Origin of the sequence: Rubritalea profundi, from assembly GCF_002954445.1 — a bacterium.
Classification (GTDB): Bacteria; Verrucomicrobiota; Verrucomicrobiia; order Verrucomicrobiales; family Akkermansiaceae; genus Rubritalea; species Rubritalea profundi.
Genome location: NZ_MQWA01000001.1, coordinates 1,429,752 through 1,447,501 on the forward strand (window position 1 = coordinate 1,429,752; position 17,750 = coordinate 1,447,501).

Here is a 17,750-nt window from a genome sequence, read left to right on the forward strand (position 1 = left end):
CTTACTTGAGCAATGTGTAATCAATGGAGTAGCTGGATTTCCCTTTTGGCAGGGAAAGTCGAATGAGCAATTCCTGCCCGACTTCCTGATCGCTAGAAGGACGGAGGATCGCCTCTCCCGTGGCTATAGAGATAGCGACGTCGTTGGTTTTAAATACCTTCTTGGCACCCGCCGTGACATCTCCTGTGAGCGCGCGGAAATACACAGTCTCTTGGGTGGGTGTGGAAAAACGGAAGGTCCGTCGCAGCACTGTGGCTCCCCCGACCTTGGCGGTGACGGATTTGTCCTCAATCGCGATCGCTCCGCACTTGTACATGAAAGTGGGAACCGACGCTTCATCCATAAAGTAACCGGCAAAGGCATAACCATGTTTACGCGGATAAAGTGGATCGGCGTTGATCGGTTGTTCCTTAGTTCTTATCGGACGCAACGGCCACGCGGCCTTGTCATCGGCCAACTGGAGAAACGCGACATCTTGAGCCAGCTGCACGGATTTGCTCGCTGGATTGAAATCCCCTGCTCCCTGCGACTGCCAATTCACTCTGACAAACTCGCCCTGCCAGATTCCTGATAGAGCACCGTTCCGAGCATTGAAGGCGTAATTCATCCCTCCGGGGAAGCCGACCGCAATTCCGCGGAACCCGGCAATCTTGCTGCGACCACGGTAGGTCCGGGTCTTGTCAGATACCTTCAACTTGGTCGGCTCACTCCGCAGTCCCGATGGGTCACGGGCCGAGCGCCCCAGCGAGAAATTATGCCAAAGTGCCTGCAATTGAAGATCGGTGTCGCCATCTAGAATCTCGGTCTGCACTGCTTTATCATTCGGCCAATAGCTCGGCATGATGATACCGGGACGGAAAGCGCCGGGGTTTTTCATAAAATGATAGAACCAACTCGGTTGGAGTCGCTGGTAGGAAGTCATCAGATCCAAGCCCTTCATTCCCGGCGATTCTTTGCCGTTGTAGTTATGGCAGGCAATACAACTCAGCCCCTTGTTACCGAGGAGGAGGTGGGCGCCATTGCGCATCTTGGGGCGAGATTGCCGGTCAAGTTCCGGTATCTCGACCTGCTCGATGGAGTCAACCTCAGCAAAAAGCTCAGGAAGCCCCGCCAGGCTGGAGGCACCAAATTGTGGCATCCTCGTTTTCATGTAAGGCCGAACGACCGCTCCATCAAATAGCACCTTGTTCATCCATGCGGGTCGGAGTTTGGCTCCTACCTGCGTCAGCGGTGGCGGAATCCGAGCTTCGTTACCCAGCGCTTCCTCAGTTGAGTGGAAAAAGCCATCCAGCTCGGCAGAAACGCCACCATAGTCGTCGCGGTTATGGCAGACAATGCAGCTGAGCTGGGTCAGACGCATCTTGATTTGATCCGCTGGCGCGGCTAACACGACAGGCTTCTTCAGCGCCGACTGAATCGCTGCCCTCTGAGTTTGATTTAAATGAAAATTCGGGCCATCCTTCGGCTGTGGCGAGAGACAACCACCCGCCAAGTTGAGCTTACTAAGCTCGGGGCCATGAATCGCCGAATCCTTGCCGATCTGCTCGGGCTGGTGACACGCCACACAGTTCCATTTTTTAAAATTCTTTTTCCCCTCGCTGATCTGCTGCACGGTTGGAGCGGGCGAATCTTGAATATTAGCAGTGACAGCACCGCTGAGATAACGCGCCAAAGAAGCGGCCTCGTCGTGGGTAAGATTCATATCCGGCATCCGCCCGGACGGACGGGACTTCAGAGGGTCTCGCAAAAAGTCTGCCAAAGCACCGGGCCTGTATTTACTAGAAACATGGGCCAGCGAAACGACTCCCTCGGTGACAAGCTCATTCCCAGCATCATCGCGTTGGGAATGGCAGGCAATACAACCAATTTCATGGAACAATTCCTGCCCGGCCTTTGCATCTGGTTTCGTCGGTTTTTTAGCCCCCGTCTCGCGCGCTTGCAAGGAACGCAGATAATGGCTGATCGACTCACTGATTACCCGACGTTGCTCTTTCGTCTGTCCCGCAAGCATGTCCGGCATCGTGGTGCCCGGATGGGTCGCCGCTGGATCAGCAATATAGCGTTGCAGGTAATCGGCTGACAAGCGCGTCCCCACCCCCGCCAAATCAGGTGCCGCCTTCATGTTGGCGCTAGACATCCCATCGTGGCACGAGGCACAGCGCAACTCATCAATCAGCACAGCACCAGTTTGCGAAACACTCAGTGGATGCTTGTGATGCAGACCTGGGATCACCGGATAAGCCGCTTTTTCTGCTGTGGCCATGCCAACCGTACTCCATCCAAGTAGGCCGACGATAATAAGTTTTCTGTGGAAATTTCCGAGAGTCATGAATCAGTTGCTCGTTGCTACAAAGTTGCTTTTTTTGTGGGGGCTGGCACCCTTCAGATTCTATGGTTCACTTAGAGTTAGAAAATCTGGACCAATTGATAGACGGTCCCTACGCCCTGTCAACATGCTTCTGGGCTTGGGGGGGGGTGCCTAACTCACCGCAGCGGCCATTGATCTCCAAGGTTTTTTTGTTGGATCATGATTGGGGTATCCATCGATTCCCCGAAAGGCGCTTTTCAAACTCTATACTGCTACGCGTGATGTTTTGGGATTTCCACTCCAAGGGGGGGCATAACACTTAACACTTAACACGTAGCGTAGCGTGGAGTGGTGTGGTGTAATTGACAATATGTTCAATCTGTGTAATATTGACATCATGAGTCGATTAAGCATAGAAATCGATGCCGAACAGCACCGCCAGATCAAGACGTTGGCGACCTTTGCCGGTCTATCTATCAAAGAATTCATCCTCAGAAAAACCCTTTTTGAAAGAGTTAATGGGGAGGATGCTACCGAAAAACTGCTGTCATCGCCTAAGAATGCCAGACGTCTGAAGGAGGCGGTGGAAACCCCTGCTACCGAGCACCGGGTTTTTGAATCTCTGAAAGATCTGGAAAATGCGCTTGGAATTTAAACCCCAAGCATTTGAGGATCTCCAGTACTGGGTGCAGTACCAACCGAAAATTGCAAAACGGATAATGCGCATGATCGAGGAAAGTCAGCGTGATCCCTTCGGGGGGGTAGGAAAGCCCGAGCCTCTGAAAAATGAACTCTCCGGCTGGTGGTCAAAGCGTATCGACGGTGAGCACTGTCTGGTTTACAAAGTTGAGGAAGGCCATCTGATCATTGCTCAGGCACGGGGGCATTACGATTGAAATTAAAAAAGGGGGGCAGCCAGTAATGGTGCATAGTTAATAATAAAGGCACATTCTCTTTCGAGCCCCTCTTCTTTACGCATGGGGGAGGGAGTTTCAAGTGTGCAGTTTTCAGTGTTCAGACCGATAGGATGAAGCCTGTTGTTTATTGCGTGGCGCTTGAGTTAGGGGAGTGGTTATATTCTGGGTGGTCCTGCCACCGCGCGCGTCAAGCCGCCCCTGCCACAGAGCTGTGTCAAGCCCCAGCACTCCAAGGGAGAGAGTGGTTATTGGCTCTGGCATGTTGAGCTTTGATGTATCAGATACCCATTTTGAGAAATTCTGGTAATTCTGTATGAAAAAAATTGTCGTGTAGTGTGAAGTGGCATAATATACCGCACTGCACACAACCTACCCCCTTCACAGGTTAGGGGTTATACCGAGAATGTTTTGACTGTTATACAAACCGCAGCATTCTCTCCAACTCCTCTTATACCACTTAGTGAATCAAAAGAGACTAATGCTGGAGTGATTTTTTGATCCATCAAGGCTAGACGAGGGAATGGTGCGAGCACCATGACCGAGGAGAAACGCCGATTTATCAAGAAAGCGCCCAGCACTCAAAGCTTTCCGCGTAGCGCATTTTCCTAAAGCCAGCAAAAAGAACATTTGTCTCTTTGGTTTTGCTAAGAGGTATTACCTGCCTCTGAGCCTCCCGTAGCTCAAGATCACACTTCTTGGGATGTGGATCGACCCGATTGGCTTTATTTTCTTCGCATCCCAAATAAAGGATGCCTTTTGTGATGCCGCAGAACCAGTATACGAATTCCATGCGGCGTCTCCCTATAGAGGAAGTGATATGGAAATTTTGGTATGTTGGCGCGTCTGACAGGATCACGCAAAAAATGGAAATGCTGAGGATTGGTCAAAGCTCGATCAACGCTGCGCAATAATGCATTATAGAATAGACCTGCCAATGCCTCAACCACCTCATCGGCATAGTATCTCAAAACCCCATTGACATCCTTCTGAACCAAATGGTGGAAAATGACGGAAGCTGCCATCAGCGTCCAATAGCACTCTTAAACTCCTCCATCGTCATGCCCAAAGAGGGATCTGCATCAAGCTCGGCATCCCTTCGCACGGCTTCAGCAAGGCCGTCATCATCATCTTGCAGAACGGCCGGGAGTGACTCCAGCAGGTGTGATGCTAGTGCTGCCCTCTGCTGATCGGGCAGTGTCATGGCACTGGCCTCGATTTCGTTCAATGTTGTCATTAGTGTGGATGATAGCTGATCTTGCAATGCCACGCAACTTCCTATTTTACCCAACAGGGAACATCTTGCGAAAGGCAGGAAATTTACATCCATCGTTCTTTACACAGGTGAAAATGTTGTCTCTTTTGGCTCCCGTATGTGGGCCGTTCCCCTGAGTTGTCTGTGGTCGTAATCCCAGGAACGGGATGCTATTGAACACCCTGGTAAGGAATCGTTCGACGGTGAGATTGCCAGATTCCTCATTCGCCATCCGGGCACCCTGGCAAATGATTTCCAGGGGGTATGAAACTACCTAGTGCGACCGTCTCGGTCGCTTTAACCATCGAGCGCAGCCTAGCTTGCAACAATCAGACAGCGGCTGCGCCGGAAGAAGCTCAAGCGACTCGACAGCAACAACGACGCATTTACCGATCTGGATGACCTCAAATCGGAGAAGAACGAGGGGCCTTTAGTTTTGGGAGGATATCGTTGACACCTAGTTATGATAGTTCCTACATTTTTGCATCATTATGAACCGTCACCTCACAGCTTGCCTTTTCCTGCCTCTTATCATTGCCGTTGTAGGCTGCGAGAAACAGCCTGAGCTGAGCAAGGATCAGCAAAAAACTTCCATCCTGATCTGTGAGCAGGCCTCAAATCGTATCATGCTCATGGATAGTGAAGTCGACTGGGCATCTCCAGATGCCGTGAGCTGGTCATGGTCTCCACAGCACGACCCGACGCTGGACGAAGATCAGCGCTCGTGGTTCCGAAGCCTCGACGACGCCAAGCCAGTACTTAACGGCCAACAGATCGTCGTGACAGCGAGTGGTGGCGGTGCCGCTCTGATCGACTTCGAGAGTGCCCGGGCAATTGCCACGATTGACATTGGAGGCAGTCCGCACTCTGCCGAACTTCTTCCTGATGGCCGGGTCGTTGTGGCATCCAGCAACGGTGACAAACTTTCACTCTGGGATCCTGAGATCGGCAAAATTCTGCAGACGACTGAGTTGGCCGATGCACACGGCGTCGAATGGGATCAAGACCGCCAGTGTTTGTGGGCTCTGGGCGGCAAACAACTCATCTGCTACGACTATCAGGCGGATTCCGGCAGCCCTCGTCTTGAGCCTAAGCTGACGCTCGATCTTCCTGTGACGGAAGCCTCGAAGCTTCACCCCCGCCATGGTGGGCACGATCTCACGCCGATCCCAGACGAAGACGCTTATTTTGTGTCAGACATGGATCACCTCTGGAGATTCGACTGTAAGAGTGAGTCGTTCAGTCCTCTCGATAAGCGACACAAGATGGCCATGGTGAAGAGCATCAGTCAGCTCGGGAAAGGCGGCCAAGTCCTCGTGCTGCAAGCCACAGAAAAATGGTATGCCACCGGTCCTCGGACTATCGATGAGCTCAGGATATGGGCACTGCCTGAGGCTCGCATTTACAAGGCCCGCTGGTGGTTGCCGTAAGCATCTAAACGCCCACCAAACATGTGAAATGGGCTCGGCAGAGATTCGGTGTATTTCCTACTTCTTGCTCGCTTTACCGTCTCACCCTATCTTGTTCCAGCCGATCCCTTAAAACCTTATCCTCTGGGGCCTATAAAATTTAGCCCTGCTACATTTCTCTTCCTGAAGCTAAGGACTAAGAACTCAGGCGAGCGACGTAGATCCGGTGCCAGGTCTCTTCTGATTCCTCATGGGGTTTCGCCGGATGCTCCGTCAAATTGAAGCCGGCTTTCTTCAGCGCCATCTCGAGTCTCGGCGATGGCTCCGCCATCCAGTAGGCCAGGCAGCCGCCCGGATTGAGCGATTCTCGCAGCAATGCCATAAAACTTGGCGTGTAGAGCTTTCCATTGTCCTCGGTGATCAGATCGTCGGGCGTGTCGTCGATATCGATCAGGATCGCATCGTACGTGTCACCTTCTCCTAGGCAGTCGAAGAGATCGGACAGAATCACGTTGGTTCTCGGGTCATCGAGCAAGGGGCCATTGTGCTCAACCAGATAGGTTTGGTTCCATTCGATGACCTGATTCATCAATTCCGCAACATCGACGGTGGCCGGCGAGCCCACCAACTCCAGAACCCGTTTGAGGGTGAATCCCATGCCCAACCCGCCAATAAGTACCCGCGGGTGCTCCGGCCGGGTCGTCGACCCTTGTAACAGATCGACACAGCCCAAATCCGCAAGCATCTGTTCGGACCATGTCAGGTTCGTGCTCATCAGCTCCAACCCGTTGTATTCCAGGATGAAATCCTCGCCCTGCTTGTGCAGTGTGAGCAAACTTCCGTCGGGAAGACTGGCTTTGTCCAGTTGTATATAAGGCGTCATGGCCGCAAGTATCGCCGAATCCGCCCGCTCGACAAGGGCATAGATAGATCCATCAAGATTTATACAAAAGAGGGCATCACAAAAAGAGGGCAGACAGAGAAATGGCTAGGTCATTTCTCAGTCTGCCTGATAGATACGACCACTTACGAATAATTTCACAATAAATTGAAAGATTGCTGGCGTAATCAGCGTTTAGTGGCAACCTTAGCTTGTGAATAAACTATCAATCAACAGCGTGTTTTGCGCCGCTACAGTAGCCCTGCTCGGTCTGAGTACGGTTTCCATGGCGGCCAAAGCGCCAGCTCCTCTCACCGCTCAGGGTGAGCAGCTCATGGCCAGCTACACAGCCACGCTCGACGCCCTGAAGAAAGAAATCAAGGCCGCGGCCCCGAAGCTGGATGAGAAAAAAAGCGCTGCCTATTTTACCGCCCATGGTGCGATTGCCAAACTACCGACTTTGCCAAACCCGAATGACCTGAAAATGGCACCAGTGACGTTTTGCGCTGGAAACCCAGCATATGAAGAGGCTCAAACCAATGCCTTGCTCGCCGCTAGACCTATAATCAAAGAGGCCAAGGCATTTTTGAAAGGCAATGAAATGCATGCCAAACTCGCTAAATGCGCCCTCCTGACCGTCGGTGCTCGCGAAATGGCTACCTTCGCCAGCCAAGGCACTGAGCAAAAATCTTACGTCGACCTTCTCCTCAACGACGACAAATTGATCGTTGAAGTCATGGAGCTCGGCGGTGCCTACGAAAACAAGTTCGGCCAATCGATCCGCAACTATAAAGCCATTCAAAAAGCCAGCAAGAATGCCAGAGAGAAAGACTTCTTCCGTCTCTGGGCGCTCGCCAGCTCACTCGAACATCCCGATGGAAACCACGTGCCTGAGGGGAAAACTGCTCCCGAAGCCATCACCGAGTATTTCCTAAGCTATGAAAAAGCCTACCTAGACGGTGAGCTCGACCCAGCATTCAACACACTCACTCCTTGGGATTGCCGCTTCATTTTCGCATTCCGCCCTCTCGAATCCCTCGTTTGGATGAGAAAAATGATCCGCAATTACCGCCCAGATCACATGAAGCTGGACTACCAGTGGCGCTACTGCCGCATCACTAAAACTGATGTGCCCTACACCTCTAATGTTCCCCGCCCGGTGCGTCCAGATCTGAACCTCCTCAGCATGCAGGACTACTTCCTCGAAGGCGGCATCTGTGGCCCACGCGCATTTACCGGCAGAGCCTCAACCCACGCTTTTGGTATTCCTTCCCGCCCCGCTCCACAGACTGGCCACGCAGCTCTCGCTCACTGGACACCTGATGGATGGGTCACCGTTTTCGGCGCACACTGGACCCAAAATCGCTTTCGCGGACAATGCGGGCTCGACTTCGAATTGGAATCCAGAGTACGTAGTAAGCCAGATGAATACCATCAGGTTCACAGAGCAAACTGGCTAGGTGACGCCCTCGATGAGCCCATCGTTAACCGCATGCGATTCGGCGTCGGTGGCGGATTCTGGAAATCCCTCGCCCACTATAAAAAGCTAGCCGTCGTTCAGGACGAAGACTTGAAAGAACTCGCAACCGTCGGTGCAGAATTTGCCGAATCCAATGTCGCCGCCATATCGCCCAATTCAGATTGGATCGAAGAAGAAGATGGCCCGCTCAAACCAAAAGAAAAAGAATTCCCACAAGTGGAACTGACTGAAGCAGACAAAACCATCACCACCGATGCCAACGGAGTCATCACCATCCCCGTGGCAGCCTGCTCGAAGCCGGAGAGCACCGAGAAAATTCGCTTCATGAAAAGTTATGATGATAAGTTTGTACAAATGCATTATAACCTAGCCGGAAAGCGCCCAGAACTCCGCTCTTACACGCTCAATCTTCCCGAGGCAGGAAAGTACAATTTCACCGCCACGGTAGTCACAGTCACCATAGATAGATCCTTCACCATCCGCGCCAACAGACGTAACATACACGAAGTCAAGGTGCCGTTTACCCTCGGCGATTGGGAGGAAACCAAAGCAGTGCCGATGGAATTCAAGGCTGGGAAAAACAAGCTTCAGCTCACTCTGAAAGCTCCCAACAAAGGGATCAGCATTAAGTCCTTCACGCTCACTCCCATCAAGTAATTCGGATGTGATATTATTCGGTGGACGTAGAAGAGCTTTTTAAGCTCTTGGGGAATCACAAAAGAGGTTAAAAACCTCTTCTACGTTACGCCATCACCCAATTAAATCGCACCCAAGTAAAACGGATGAGATCTCTACGCGCTGCATTATGGATGCTGCTGGTCCTCTCCCCCGCCATCGTTATCGGTGGTGGCAAGCACCTGTTCATCCTCTCCGGCCAATCGAACATGGCTGGGATGAAGCCGGAAGTGTCATTCACCCCTGCCGTCACCAAGGCGTTTGGCAAAGAAAACATCATCGTCGCTAAAAGCGGCTACAGCGGGGCGTCGATCCGCAGCTGGGCGAAATCCAACCACGAGTTCCCACCACCAACCACCGGCCGCGTGCCAAAGGTTAGAGGTCATTTTTACGACACTATGATCAACGGCGTCAAAGCCGCCACCAAAGACCAGACGCTCAAGACCGTCACCTTCGTCTGGATGCAGGGCGAATCGGACCTCAACAATACTGCCTACGATGTCTACCTCAAGGAGCTCATCTGGCAGATCCAGACCGATATCAATTTCAAAGAAATCAACATCGTCATCGGACGCATCAGCGACTGCGGCCTCGACCAGCCAAAACGCCTAGCAGGCAAAAAATACATCCGCAAAACTCAGCAAGAATTCGCCGAAGCCCACCCGCGCGGCGCCTGGGTCGACACCGACGATCTCAACGACAGGAAACAAGAAGACGGAACAATTGTCCACGACCTGCACTACACCCCCGAGGGATACCAGCTCCTCGGCCAGCGCTTCGCCGAAAAATCGATTGCCCTGATCAAGGTGAATGCCAAGTAAGAGAGGTAGCGTGACGGTGGTTTCTAACCGCCCCGTCCGTATTTGATAGTCTTGGGCTTGGCGGTTGGAAACCGCCGCCACAGAGCGAGGCATCTGAATGACACGTAAAGCTGCTAGAATAAACCCAACAAATCCATCATACCGGCGATATAACTAGGAGTATGTAATAAATCGCCAAACGCTTGATGACAACAGTGCGGGCGGAGTCTATTTATTGAGCTTTAAAATGGCCGTGGCGTAGCGCTTGCCAAGTTCCTTCATGCTCTCGGTGTTGAAATGCCATCTATCCTGCCCCTTTAGCCCTTCAGAGCTTACAAATGCGGTGTTTGAAACTTTACCGGGAAGCTGCGCGATTTGCTCGTTGATTTTTGGAACATTGATCACCTGACCGGCAACGAATGGAAGTTCTGGCGAGCCCAGATCGGCTCTCAAATTCTCAACCAGTGATTGCAGCTTCGTCAGGTAACCATCGGGGTTGCCATTATTGCTCTCTCCCTGGTGCCAAAGAATGCCTTTCAAGACTCCTGTCTCCTGCGCTGCTTTTGCCCGACGGAGCGCATCTTTGTAGAATCGCGTTCCCTTGCCCCATTGCTCGATCTTCGTTCCCCCCTTGGCGTTAACCACCAATCCGATGGATATCCCAGACTGCTCTTCAAGGAGCGTCTTAGCGAATGTGTACCCTGGGTTCATCTTTTGCATGCCTAGGCCCTTGCGAATCGTCGAATAACGATTGAGCGGGTTTTGGGCGATCTCCCAAGAATCTTTAGCGTTCAACAAATAGCAGTTTTCTAGTGGGCCAGCATCCTGCTCAGAGAAAGCGGCACGCCCCGCCATATTCGACTGACCAATGAGCAAGTAGATGTGTAGTTTTTCTTTAGGGCCTGAGTAAGCAGACTCAGCTGACACATTTGTCGCAGATAACAGCGCGAATGACAGAATGGCTAAAAACAATTGGGACAATCTCATAGAATTGACGATGTTGATTGTTAGTGGCAGTGTCAATGCAGATTAAAGATTCTAGCCCCTAAACGCCAATCAAACCTAGCTCCCCCCCTCTGGACTGCGCGTGGCTCGACACCGCTTTGCGGCAGGGTCGGCTTGACGACCGCGGCGGGGCTTCATCGTCCCCGCTTGTTGGATGGATAGTAAGGTGTTCAGTTGGCAGTGTTCAGTTTTCAGAGCAGGGACGATGAAGCTAGGTTGATGAAACGAGCTCTTAGCGCTGATTTCTCCGGTTGTACTGATTTTTTCCGTTGCAGTGCTTTCTACCGCGAAATATGCGGAAGCGGCGCCCCCCTTTCCAACACACCGGACTGAGAAAAAGCATGCCCATCCGACACGGAATACCCTTCTAAAAGACTCAAACCCCAACGGGGTTGTGAAATCATTGCCCGCATCGTGGATCACCGCCGGCGGGTGGTTGCAGAATCCCGTTGGAATTCCCGCGAAAAAGAATAGGTTCCGTCACAAGATGATCAAAAGACTCAGAGCCGCCCTGCTACAGCTATCCATCGTGACTGCCATGTGCGCCTTTTTTGCCACGGCAGAGGAGAGCCAACCAAAACCAGTCGCCGAGAAAGAAGCCGCTCAAAAACACCGTTTCGATCCGGTGATCAAACAAATGGAAGGTTGGACCATCCACGTCGACCCAAAGTTGCTCAAAGGCAAACACGCCGATGAGGGAGCTCGGTCGCTGAAAATGCTCGCCAACCACCTGCAACGCATCGTTATTCTCGTTCCAAAACCGCAACTTGAAAAACTCCAGAAGGTAGGAATCTGGATCGAGTTCGACCACCCTCAAATCAATGTGGAACCCGGTCCGTACCACCCCGGCGCGGCTTGGCTTATAGAGCGAGGCTACGATGCCCGACTGGCGAAGAAAGTCCACGTCACGCGGGCAGCATCGTTGCTGGACCGACACCACATGCTCAAGCACCCCGCCGTCATCCTGCACGAGCTAGCCCACGCCTACCACGACCAGTTCCTCGGATTCGACGAGCCAAGAATCAAAGCGGCGTATGACAAAGCGATGAAAGCTGGCCTCTACGACGAGGTGCTTCTTTACACCGGCAAAAAAGTCCGAGCCTACGCCGCGGCCGACCACAAGGAATACTTCGCCGAAGGAACTGAAGCCTACTTTTACCGCAACGACTTTTACCCGTTTGTAAGTGCAGAACTCAAGCTCCATGACCCAGTGCTGCATGATTTGTTGAAAGAAATCTGGGGGCCATTGGAGTAAGCTTATATTGCCTCAGACCAATAATCACCATTATGACTAACATCCTATCCAGATCCGTCCTCACCGCCCTAGCTATAACAGGGTTTGCTTTCCACCCAACGCTAGTTGAGGCAAAACCCCTCAAGGTCTACATTCTGGCAGGCCAGTCGAATATGGAAGGCCACGCCAAGGTCGAGACCTTCGACTACATCGGCGACGACCCGGCGACCGCGCCACTGCTCAAGGAAATGCGCGGTCCCGACGGCAAACCGCGCGTGAGTGACAAGGTCTGGATTTCCTATTTCACAGGGATCAAAGACACTAACGGTGAGGGGATCGGCAAGCTCACCGCTGGTTACGGCGCTCGGCGTAACCCCGCCGAAAATGGTGGCAAGATCGGCCCGGAATTCACCTTTGGTCTGACCATGGAGAAGGCGCATGACGGCCCAGTCCTGATCATCAAGACCGCCTGGGGAGGCAAGAGTCTGCATACCGATTTTCGACCGCCCAGTGCCGGCCCTTACAAGCTCAATGCTTGGCAGTTAGAAAATTACCCGAAGCAAGAAGGTCATGGCATCCCCAAAGATTTTAAAAAGTGGAAGGCCGATAAGAAAACCGCCACCGGCCATTATTATCGGCTGATGACGGAGCACGTCCAAAATATTCTCACAGACATCAAGCGAGTCTATCCGGACTACAATCCGAAACAAGGATTCGAGCTGGCTGGCTTTGTCTGGTTCCAAGGCTGGAACGACATGGTCGACGGACAGACTTATCCAAGATCTAACAAACCTGGTCGGTTTGACCTGTATTCCGAGCTGATGGCGCATTTCATTCGCGACGTGCGCAAGGATTTCAAAGCACCGAAGATGCCCTTCGTCATCGGCGTGATGGGTGTGGATGGTGTTCAGGATAAACCTAACTATTTCAGACTGGCGATGGCGGCACCCGCTGCACTGCCCGAGTTCAAAGGCAATGTCGTAGCCGTCGAGACAGCACCCTACTGGGACCAACCGCTGGGCGACATCGATCAGAAAAACGCTCAGATCCGCCAGATGGGTCATTTCCTGCGCTCTAAGCACAAAGGCCATGCCAACAAGGACGGCAAGATGACCAAGGACCAGCAACAAACATACCTCAAGGATTACCGAGCCAAACTGATCACTCCCGCCGATGAAGCACGATGGAAACGCGGTGCCTCCAACGCCGGCTACCACTACCTCGGCTGCGCCAAAACCATGGCTCTCATCGGTCAAGCATTTGCCCAGGCAAGCCTGCAGATGGAAAAGAAATAAATATCCCGCTCGCTCTAGATGCCCTTGTTACCAGTCATGTTGATGGCTGTCAGCTTGGATGTCAGTCCCACCGCCGGCACTTGATTTTATATTATTGTATCGTAAGATTCCTCCATCGGTGGCGGTATATAGACCGAGACCCACTAAAAAAACTATCATCAAAACACTATGAGTAACCTCAGTCGACGCCATTTCGTAAAAAGCACCGCCGCAATCGGAGCCCTGACATCCATCAATGCCTTTGCCATCAACAAAAACACCGCCAACGATAAAGAAATCAGGATCGTTCTGGTGGGTTGTGGAGGACGCGGCAAGGGAGCGGCCTATCAGGCGATGCATGTGCGCAAGGGAATCAAGATCGTAGCCGTCGCGGATGCCTTTGAAGATAACGTCAAAGAGGGACTGGAGTACCTTAAAAAATCCAACCCATCTCAGATGGACGTGCCTGATGAGAATGTTTTCCACGGATTTGATGCCTACAAGAAAGCCATCGATGTTGAGTGCGATTTAGTCATTCTGGCGACTCCTCCGCATTTCCGCCCGATTCACCTGGAATACGCGGTCAACAAGAAAAAACACGTCTTCATGGAGAAGCCAGTGGCTGTTGACGGCTTTGGCATCCGCTCAGTGCTCGAATCCACGAAAATCGCCGAGGCCAATGGCACTATGCTAGCCGTCGGACTGCAGCGTCACCACCAATACGATTATCGTGAAGCCATTGAGCAATGTCACAACGGTGCTATTGGCGAGTTCCAGTACGCACGCGTCTGGTGGAATAGCAGCGGCGTATGGACCCGCCCACGCAAACCTGGCATGACAGAAATGGAATATCAGATGAGAAACTGGTACTACTTCAACTGGCTCTGTGGCGATCACATCGTTGAACAACACATCCACAACCTCGACGTCATCAACTGGGTCAAGGGCGAACACCCAGCGAAATGCAGCGGCATGGGCGGACGACAAGTACGTAAAAGCAAAGAACATGGCGAGATTTACGACCACTTTTTCACGGAATACGAATACGCCGATGGCTCCCACATGTTCTCACAGGCACGTCACATGCCCAAATGCGAATCTCGGGTTCAGGAAATCGCTTACGGCACCAAAGGCTCATGTGATTTCGGCAAACGCCGCATTACCGGCGAGAACAAATGGCGCTTTAAAGGACGGGATGTTTCCGGTCACCAAGAAGAATGGTTCCACCTGATTGCCGCACTCGATAAAGGAGAAGTCTATAACGAAGGCCAGAATGGCGCGGAAGCGACTCTCACGGCCATCATGGGCCGCATGGCATCCTACTCAGGCGTCACAGTGACCTGGGAAGATGCTCTCAATTCTGATTTACGACTTGCCCCCGAATCTTACGCCTGGGACGCAACCCACCTACCCTGCCTAACAAAAATGGTTACTACCCTATTCCAGTTCCGGGTATGACCAAGGCTTTTTAACGTAATCTCAGCTCGCCACAGTCGACTGTGGCGAGCGACATGATCCGCTACGATGTTAAGATATTCCGCCCCCTTGACGCGTTGGGCAGTTCACTGGGGAGTATTTTCTCTGGCACTTTTTTTTCTGCAGCATGCTCGCCAGCTCGGCGTGTCAGCCGGAACCCCAGCTTTACTCGTTTAAATCCCGTCACATGGGAGTTGATTTCCGTATCGACCTCTTTGCCGCAGACTCAAAAAAAGCACAATCCGCCGCCAATGCCGCTTTTGCGCGTGTTGCCGAGATCGATGCCGCCATGAGCGACTACAAAGTCGACAGCGAGCTTTCTCAGCTTTCGAAAAGCTCCGGTTCCAGCAAGCCGATTCAAGTCAGCCAAGAACTCTGGACAGTACTCAACAAGGCAAAAAACATCCATCGACTCAGTAGCGGTGCCTTCGATGTCAGCTTCGGCGCCCATGCTTTACTCTGGCGTCGGGCCCGCTTTGCCCAGAGCTTGCCACCAAGCCGCTCACTCGCACGCGCCAGAGAGAAATCCGGCATGGGCCACCTCCTTTTCCATCCGGCAACCCGCAGCCTCACTCTCAAACCGAAAGGCATGCGTCTCGACCTCGGAGGAATTGCCAAAGGCTATGCTGCGGATCAAGCGCTCGCGACCCTCCAATCCCAAGGCATCAACCACGCGCTGGTCGACGGCAGCGGCGACATGGCCATGACCAAACACCCCTACAGCCAGTGGAAAATATTCATCAGCGATAAAGAAGATCAGACTGACAAATTCATCCACATGCAACGCGGAGCTGTGGCCACCTCAGGTGACTCCTATCAGTTCATAGAAATTAACAATAATCGCTATTCTCACATCATCGATCCACGCACGGGAATCGGCGTCACCAACCGTTGCCGCGTCACCATCATCGCAGCCGATGCCATGACTGCAGACAGCCTCGCATCCGCCGTGACAGTCATGGGTCCAAATCAAGGTTTACAGTTGATCGAATCGCTGCCAGATGTGGAAGCCCTGATCGTAGCATCGGGTAAAACTTATCAATCGACCAACTTCCCCCGTCTCATTCAAACACACCAAAACTAAACATGTTTAAACAGCTAGTCCTATGCTCCCTGCTGAGCCCCTGCCTATTCGGCGCCACAGACTTCGTTCGCGATGTAAAACCCATTCTCGAGTTCAACTGCGTGAGCTGTCACCAGGCCAGCAAGGACAAGGGTGACCTACGACTCGACACCTACGCGCAAATGCTCAACGGTGTCGATGGCGAAGCCGTGGTCATCGCTGGCAAACCGCTTGAAAGCCTACTCTATACCACCACCGTGCTGGCAGCGGATGATGATGAGGTAATGCCACCAACCAAGCACATGCACGTGCTCTCAAAAACCGAAACTGAGATTCTCAAAAACTGGATCAGCGAAGGTGCCCAATGGCCCAAGGATGTCACCCTGAAAGCGCAGAAACATCAGCTGCCGGCGCAAATCGATTTCAAAAACGATATCCAGCCAATTCTCGAATACTCCTGCATCAGCTGCCACGGTCCCACCAAGGACAAAGGTGACCTACGCTTAGACACCAAGGACTTTGCCTTCAAGGCGAATGACCTCGGCGAACGCTGCCTGGTTCCGGGCAAGCCGCTCGAAAGTTCGTTCTACACACTCATGCTACTCACAGAGGAGACCGACGATGACGACATGATGATGCCTCCCGCCAAGGCTCGTAAAAAAGGTCAGATTGTGACTTATCGCGAAACTGCGATGATCCGCAAATGGATCGAACAAGGCGCTGAATTTCCTGCCGATGCCAAGCTGCAACCCAAAAAACGACCGTCAAAAGAAATCGCCACAGCAGGCATCTCACCCACGGAACTTTACCAGAAACTCGGGTTTGAAAAGCTCGTAGGCAAGATTCAACACGGCAAAAACTACAGCAACACCATTGCCGACACAGATGTAAAATATGAAATGGTGGCCATTGCCGGTGGCAAATACACCCGCGGCGGAAGTGAAGCGGGAGAAGGACCAAAAAGAGAAATCAACATTGATCCGTTCTGGATCCAAAAGTACGAACTCAGCTGGGATCAATACGAAGTCTGGCAGTTCAATATTGATATCAAAAATCGCCCTAAAACGGCCAAGCAAATCAATCCCAATGACGCAGCGGCCGACCTGGTCTCACGGCCGACTGGCCCCTACCTCGATATGAGCTTTGGCATGGGTAAAAAGAACCGCCCCGCCGTCTGTATGACCCAACTCGCCGCCAAGGCATACTGCATGTGGCTGTCGGCTAAGACCGGACATTTCTACCGACTCGCCACCGAAGCCGAGTGGGAATACGCCTGCCGCGCCGGCACCACCACCAAGTATTACTTTGGCGACGACGCATCAAAAATTGACGAATTCGGCTGGTACTACGACAACACCGATGGCGACGGCTATCAAGAACGCGGCACCAAAAAACCCAACAACTGGGGGCTCTACGATATGCATGGCAATGTCGCCGAGTGGGTCCTCGATAGCTTTGACCCCGAGTTTTATAAAAATGGCACGACCGTTAATCCCATCTGCCTGCCGTCCAAAGAAAGCAAACTAAACCCTGGGGTAGAAGCCCCTTGGCCGAATAAACTCTATGGTCGTGTGGCGCGCGGCGGTAGCTGGGACGATGACGTTGAAGACCTGCGCAGCGCATCGCGCAAGCTCTCCGACCCCGAGTGGAAAATTCGCGACCCACAACTCCCCAAGTCCGTATGGTACCACACCGATGCCACCGCAGTAGGTTTCCGAATTGTCCGCGCCGCGCGTATCCCAGCGCTCAAGGATCTGCACCAATACTGGCCCAGCGAAGAAGAAATCATCGCAATTCCCAAACGTTAAAAAAACGCTAATCCTACGACCAAGTCAGCGCCAGTCTCTCCGAACACCTCTCCACCAAAAAAATAAATCCCTAGCAGTCATCAACCGCCGGAACTTCCTCAAAGGAGCTGCGTCTATGATTGCGCTGCCTGGTCTGGAATCGCTTGGTGCAGGCAGGTGGTCTGCCCCC

The 17,750-nt window shown here is 52.5% G+C and carries 16 protein-coding genes; 11 read left to right on the forward strand and 5 right to left on the reverse strand.

The genetic code is table 11. The features are described 5' to 3' along the window. Position 1 precedes the first annotated feature (1 nt). Entirely contained in the window at positions 2-2,263 is a 2,262-nt protein-coding gene (locus BSZ32_RS06255; protein ID WP_165788681.1) for a c-type cytochrome, read from the reverse strand. A gap of 442 nt (positions 2,264-2,705) precedes the next feature. Between BSZ32_RS06255 and BSZ32_RS06260 the strand changes: the two genes are divergently transcribed. Together BSZ32_RS06260 and BSZ32_RS06265 are read left to right on the forward strand one after the other, a co-directional pair. Beyond that, positions 2,706-2,963, forward strand: a complete 258-nt coding sequence (locus tag BSZ32_RS06260; RefSeq protein WP_165788682.1) for a hypothetical protein — start codon at positions 2,706-2,708, stop codon at positions 2,961-2,963. Continuing rightward, on the forward strand, positions 2,947-3,204 hold the full coding sequence (locus BSZ32_RS06265; RefSeq protein ID WP_105042648.1) for a Txe/YoeB family addiction module toxin: 258 nt from the start codon (positions 2,947-2,949) through the stop codon (positions 3,202-3,204). The genes BSZ32_RS06260 and BSZ32_RS06265 overlap by 17 nt, the downstream gene beginning before the upstream one ends. A 743-nt stretch (positions 3,205-3,947) precedes the next feature. On the opposite strand, the gene BSZ32_RS20305 is transcribed toward BSZ32_RS06265, so the two are convergent. Further along, the gene (locus BSZ32_RS20305; RefSeq protein ID WP_105042649.1) at positions 3,948-4,247 is read right to left on the reverse strand and encodes a type II toxin-antitoxin system RelE/ParE family toxin; all 300 of its coding nucleotides are present in this window, start codon (positions 4,245-4,247) and stop codon (positions 3,948-3,950) included. Next, positions 4,247-4,459: an addiction module protein gene (locus BSZ32_RS06275; protein WP_105044781.1), complete on the reverse strand. Its 213-nt coding sequence runs from the start codon at positions 4,457-4,459 to the stop codon at positions 4,247-4,249. The genes BSZ32_RS20305 and BSZ32_RS06275 overlap by 1 nt, the downstream gene beginning before the upstream one ends. A 282-nt stretch (positions 4,460-4,741) precedes the next feature. Between BSZ32_RS06275 and BSZ32_RS18720 the strand changes: the two genes are divergently transcribed. Next, positions 4,742-4,879 carry a hypothetical protein gene (locus BSZ32_RS18720; protein WP_165788683.1) on the forward strand — a complete coding sequence of 46 codons (138 nt, stop codon included), beginning with the start codon at positions 4,742-4,744 and terminating at the stop codon, positions 4,877-4,879. A gap of 89 nt (positions 4,880-4,968) precedes the next feature. Next, positions 4,969-5,907, forward strand: a complete 939-nt coding sequence (locus BSZ32_RS06280; RefSeq protein ID WP_105042650.1) for a DUF6528 family protein — start codon at positions 4,969-4,971, stop codon at positions 5,905-5,907. Between the two features lie 175 nt (positions 5,908-6,082). On the opposite strand, the gene BSZ32_RS06285 is transcribed toward BSZ32_RS06280, so the two are convergent. Next, positions 6,083-6,769 carry a spermidine synthase family protein gene (locus tag BSZ32_RS06285; RefSeq protein WP_105042651.1) on the reverse strand — a complete coding sequence of 229 codons (687 nt, stop codon included), beginning with the start codon at positions 6,767-6,769 and terminating at the stop codon, positions 6,083-6,085. Between the two features lie 211 nt (positions 6,770-6,980). On the opposite strand from BSZ32_RS06285, the gene BSZ32_RS06290 reads away from it, so the two are divergent. Further along, a complete protein-coding gene (locus BSZ32_RS06290) occupies positions 6,981-8,903 on the forward strand; it encodes a carbohydrate-binding protein (protein ID WP_105042652.1) in 1,923 nt (640 codons plus the stop codon). Positions 8,904-9,028: 125 nt separating this feature from the next. After that, entirely contained in the window at positions 9,029-9,742 is a 714-nt protein-coding gene (locus tag BSZ32_RS06295; protein ID WP_105042653.1) for a sialate O-acetylesterase, read from the forward strand. Between the two features lie 207 nt (positions 9,743-9,949). Here BSZ32_RS06295 and BSZ32_RS06300 read toward each other — a convergent pair whose 3' ends face one another. Then, entirely contained in the window at positions 9,950-10,648 is a 699-nt protein-coding gene (locus BSZ32_RS06300; RefSeq protein ID WP_165788684.1) for a sialate O-acetylesterase, read from the reverse strand. A gap of 472 nt (positions 10,649-11,120) precedes the next feature. Between BSZ32_RS06300 and BSZ32_RS06305 the strand changes: the two genes are divergently transcribed. The 5 genes from BSZ32_RS06305 (at position 11,121) to BSZ32_RS06325 (ending at position 17,581) form a co-directional block, all read left to right on the forward strand. Then, positions 11,121-11,981, forward strand: coding sequence for a M90 metallopeptidase family protein (locus tag BSZ32_RS06305; protein WP_105042655.1), 861 nt, complete (start codon positions 11,121-11,123; stop codon positions 11,979-11,981). A 32-nt stretch (positions 11,982-12,013) separates the two neighbouring features. Then, the gene (locus tag BSZ32_RS06310) at positions 12,014-13,255 is read left to right on the forward strand and encodes a sialate O-acetylesterase (protein WP_105042656.1); all 1,242 of its coding nucleotides are present in this window, start codon (positions 12,014-12,016) and stop codon (positions 13,253-13,255) included. A gap of 168 nt (positions 13,256-13,423) precedes the next feature. Continuing rightward, complete coding sequence (locus BSZ32_RS06315) at positions 13,424-14,692, forward strand: Gfo/Idh/MocA family protein (protein WP_206018738.1); 1,269 nt, start codon at positions 13,424-13,426, stop codon at positions 14,690-14,692. Positions 14,693-14,897: 205 nt separating this feature from the next. After that, positions 14,898-15,794, forward strand: a complete 897-nt coding sequence (locus tag BSZ32_RS06320; protein ID WP_165788685.1) for an FAD:protein FMN transferase — start codon at positions 14,898-14,900, stop codon at positions 15,792-15,794. 2 nt (positions 15,795-15,796) lie between these two features. Continuing rightward, complete coding sequence (locus tag BSZ32_RS06325) at positions 15,797-17,581, forward strand: SUMF1/EgtB/PvdO family nonheme iron enzyme (RefSeq protein WP_105042658.1); 1,785 nt, start codon at positions 15,797-15,799, stop codon at positions 17,579-17,581. The last annotated feature ends 169 nt before the right edge of the window (positions 17,582-17,750 follow it).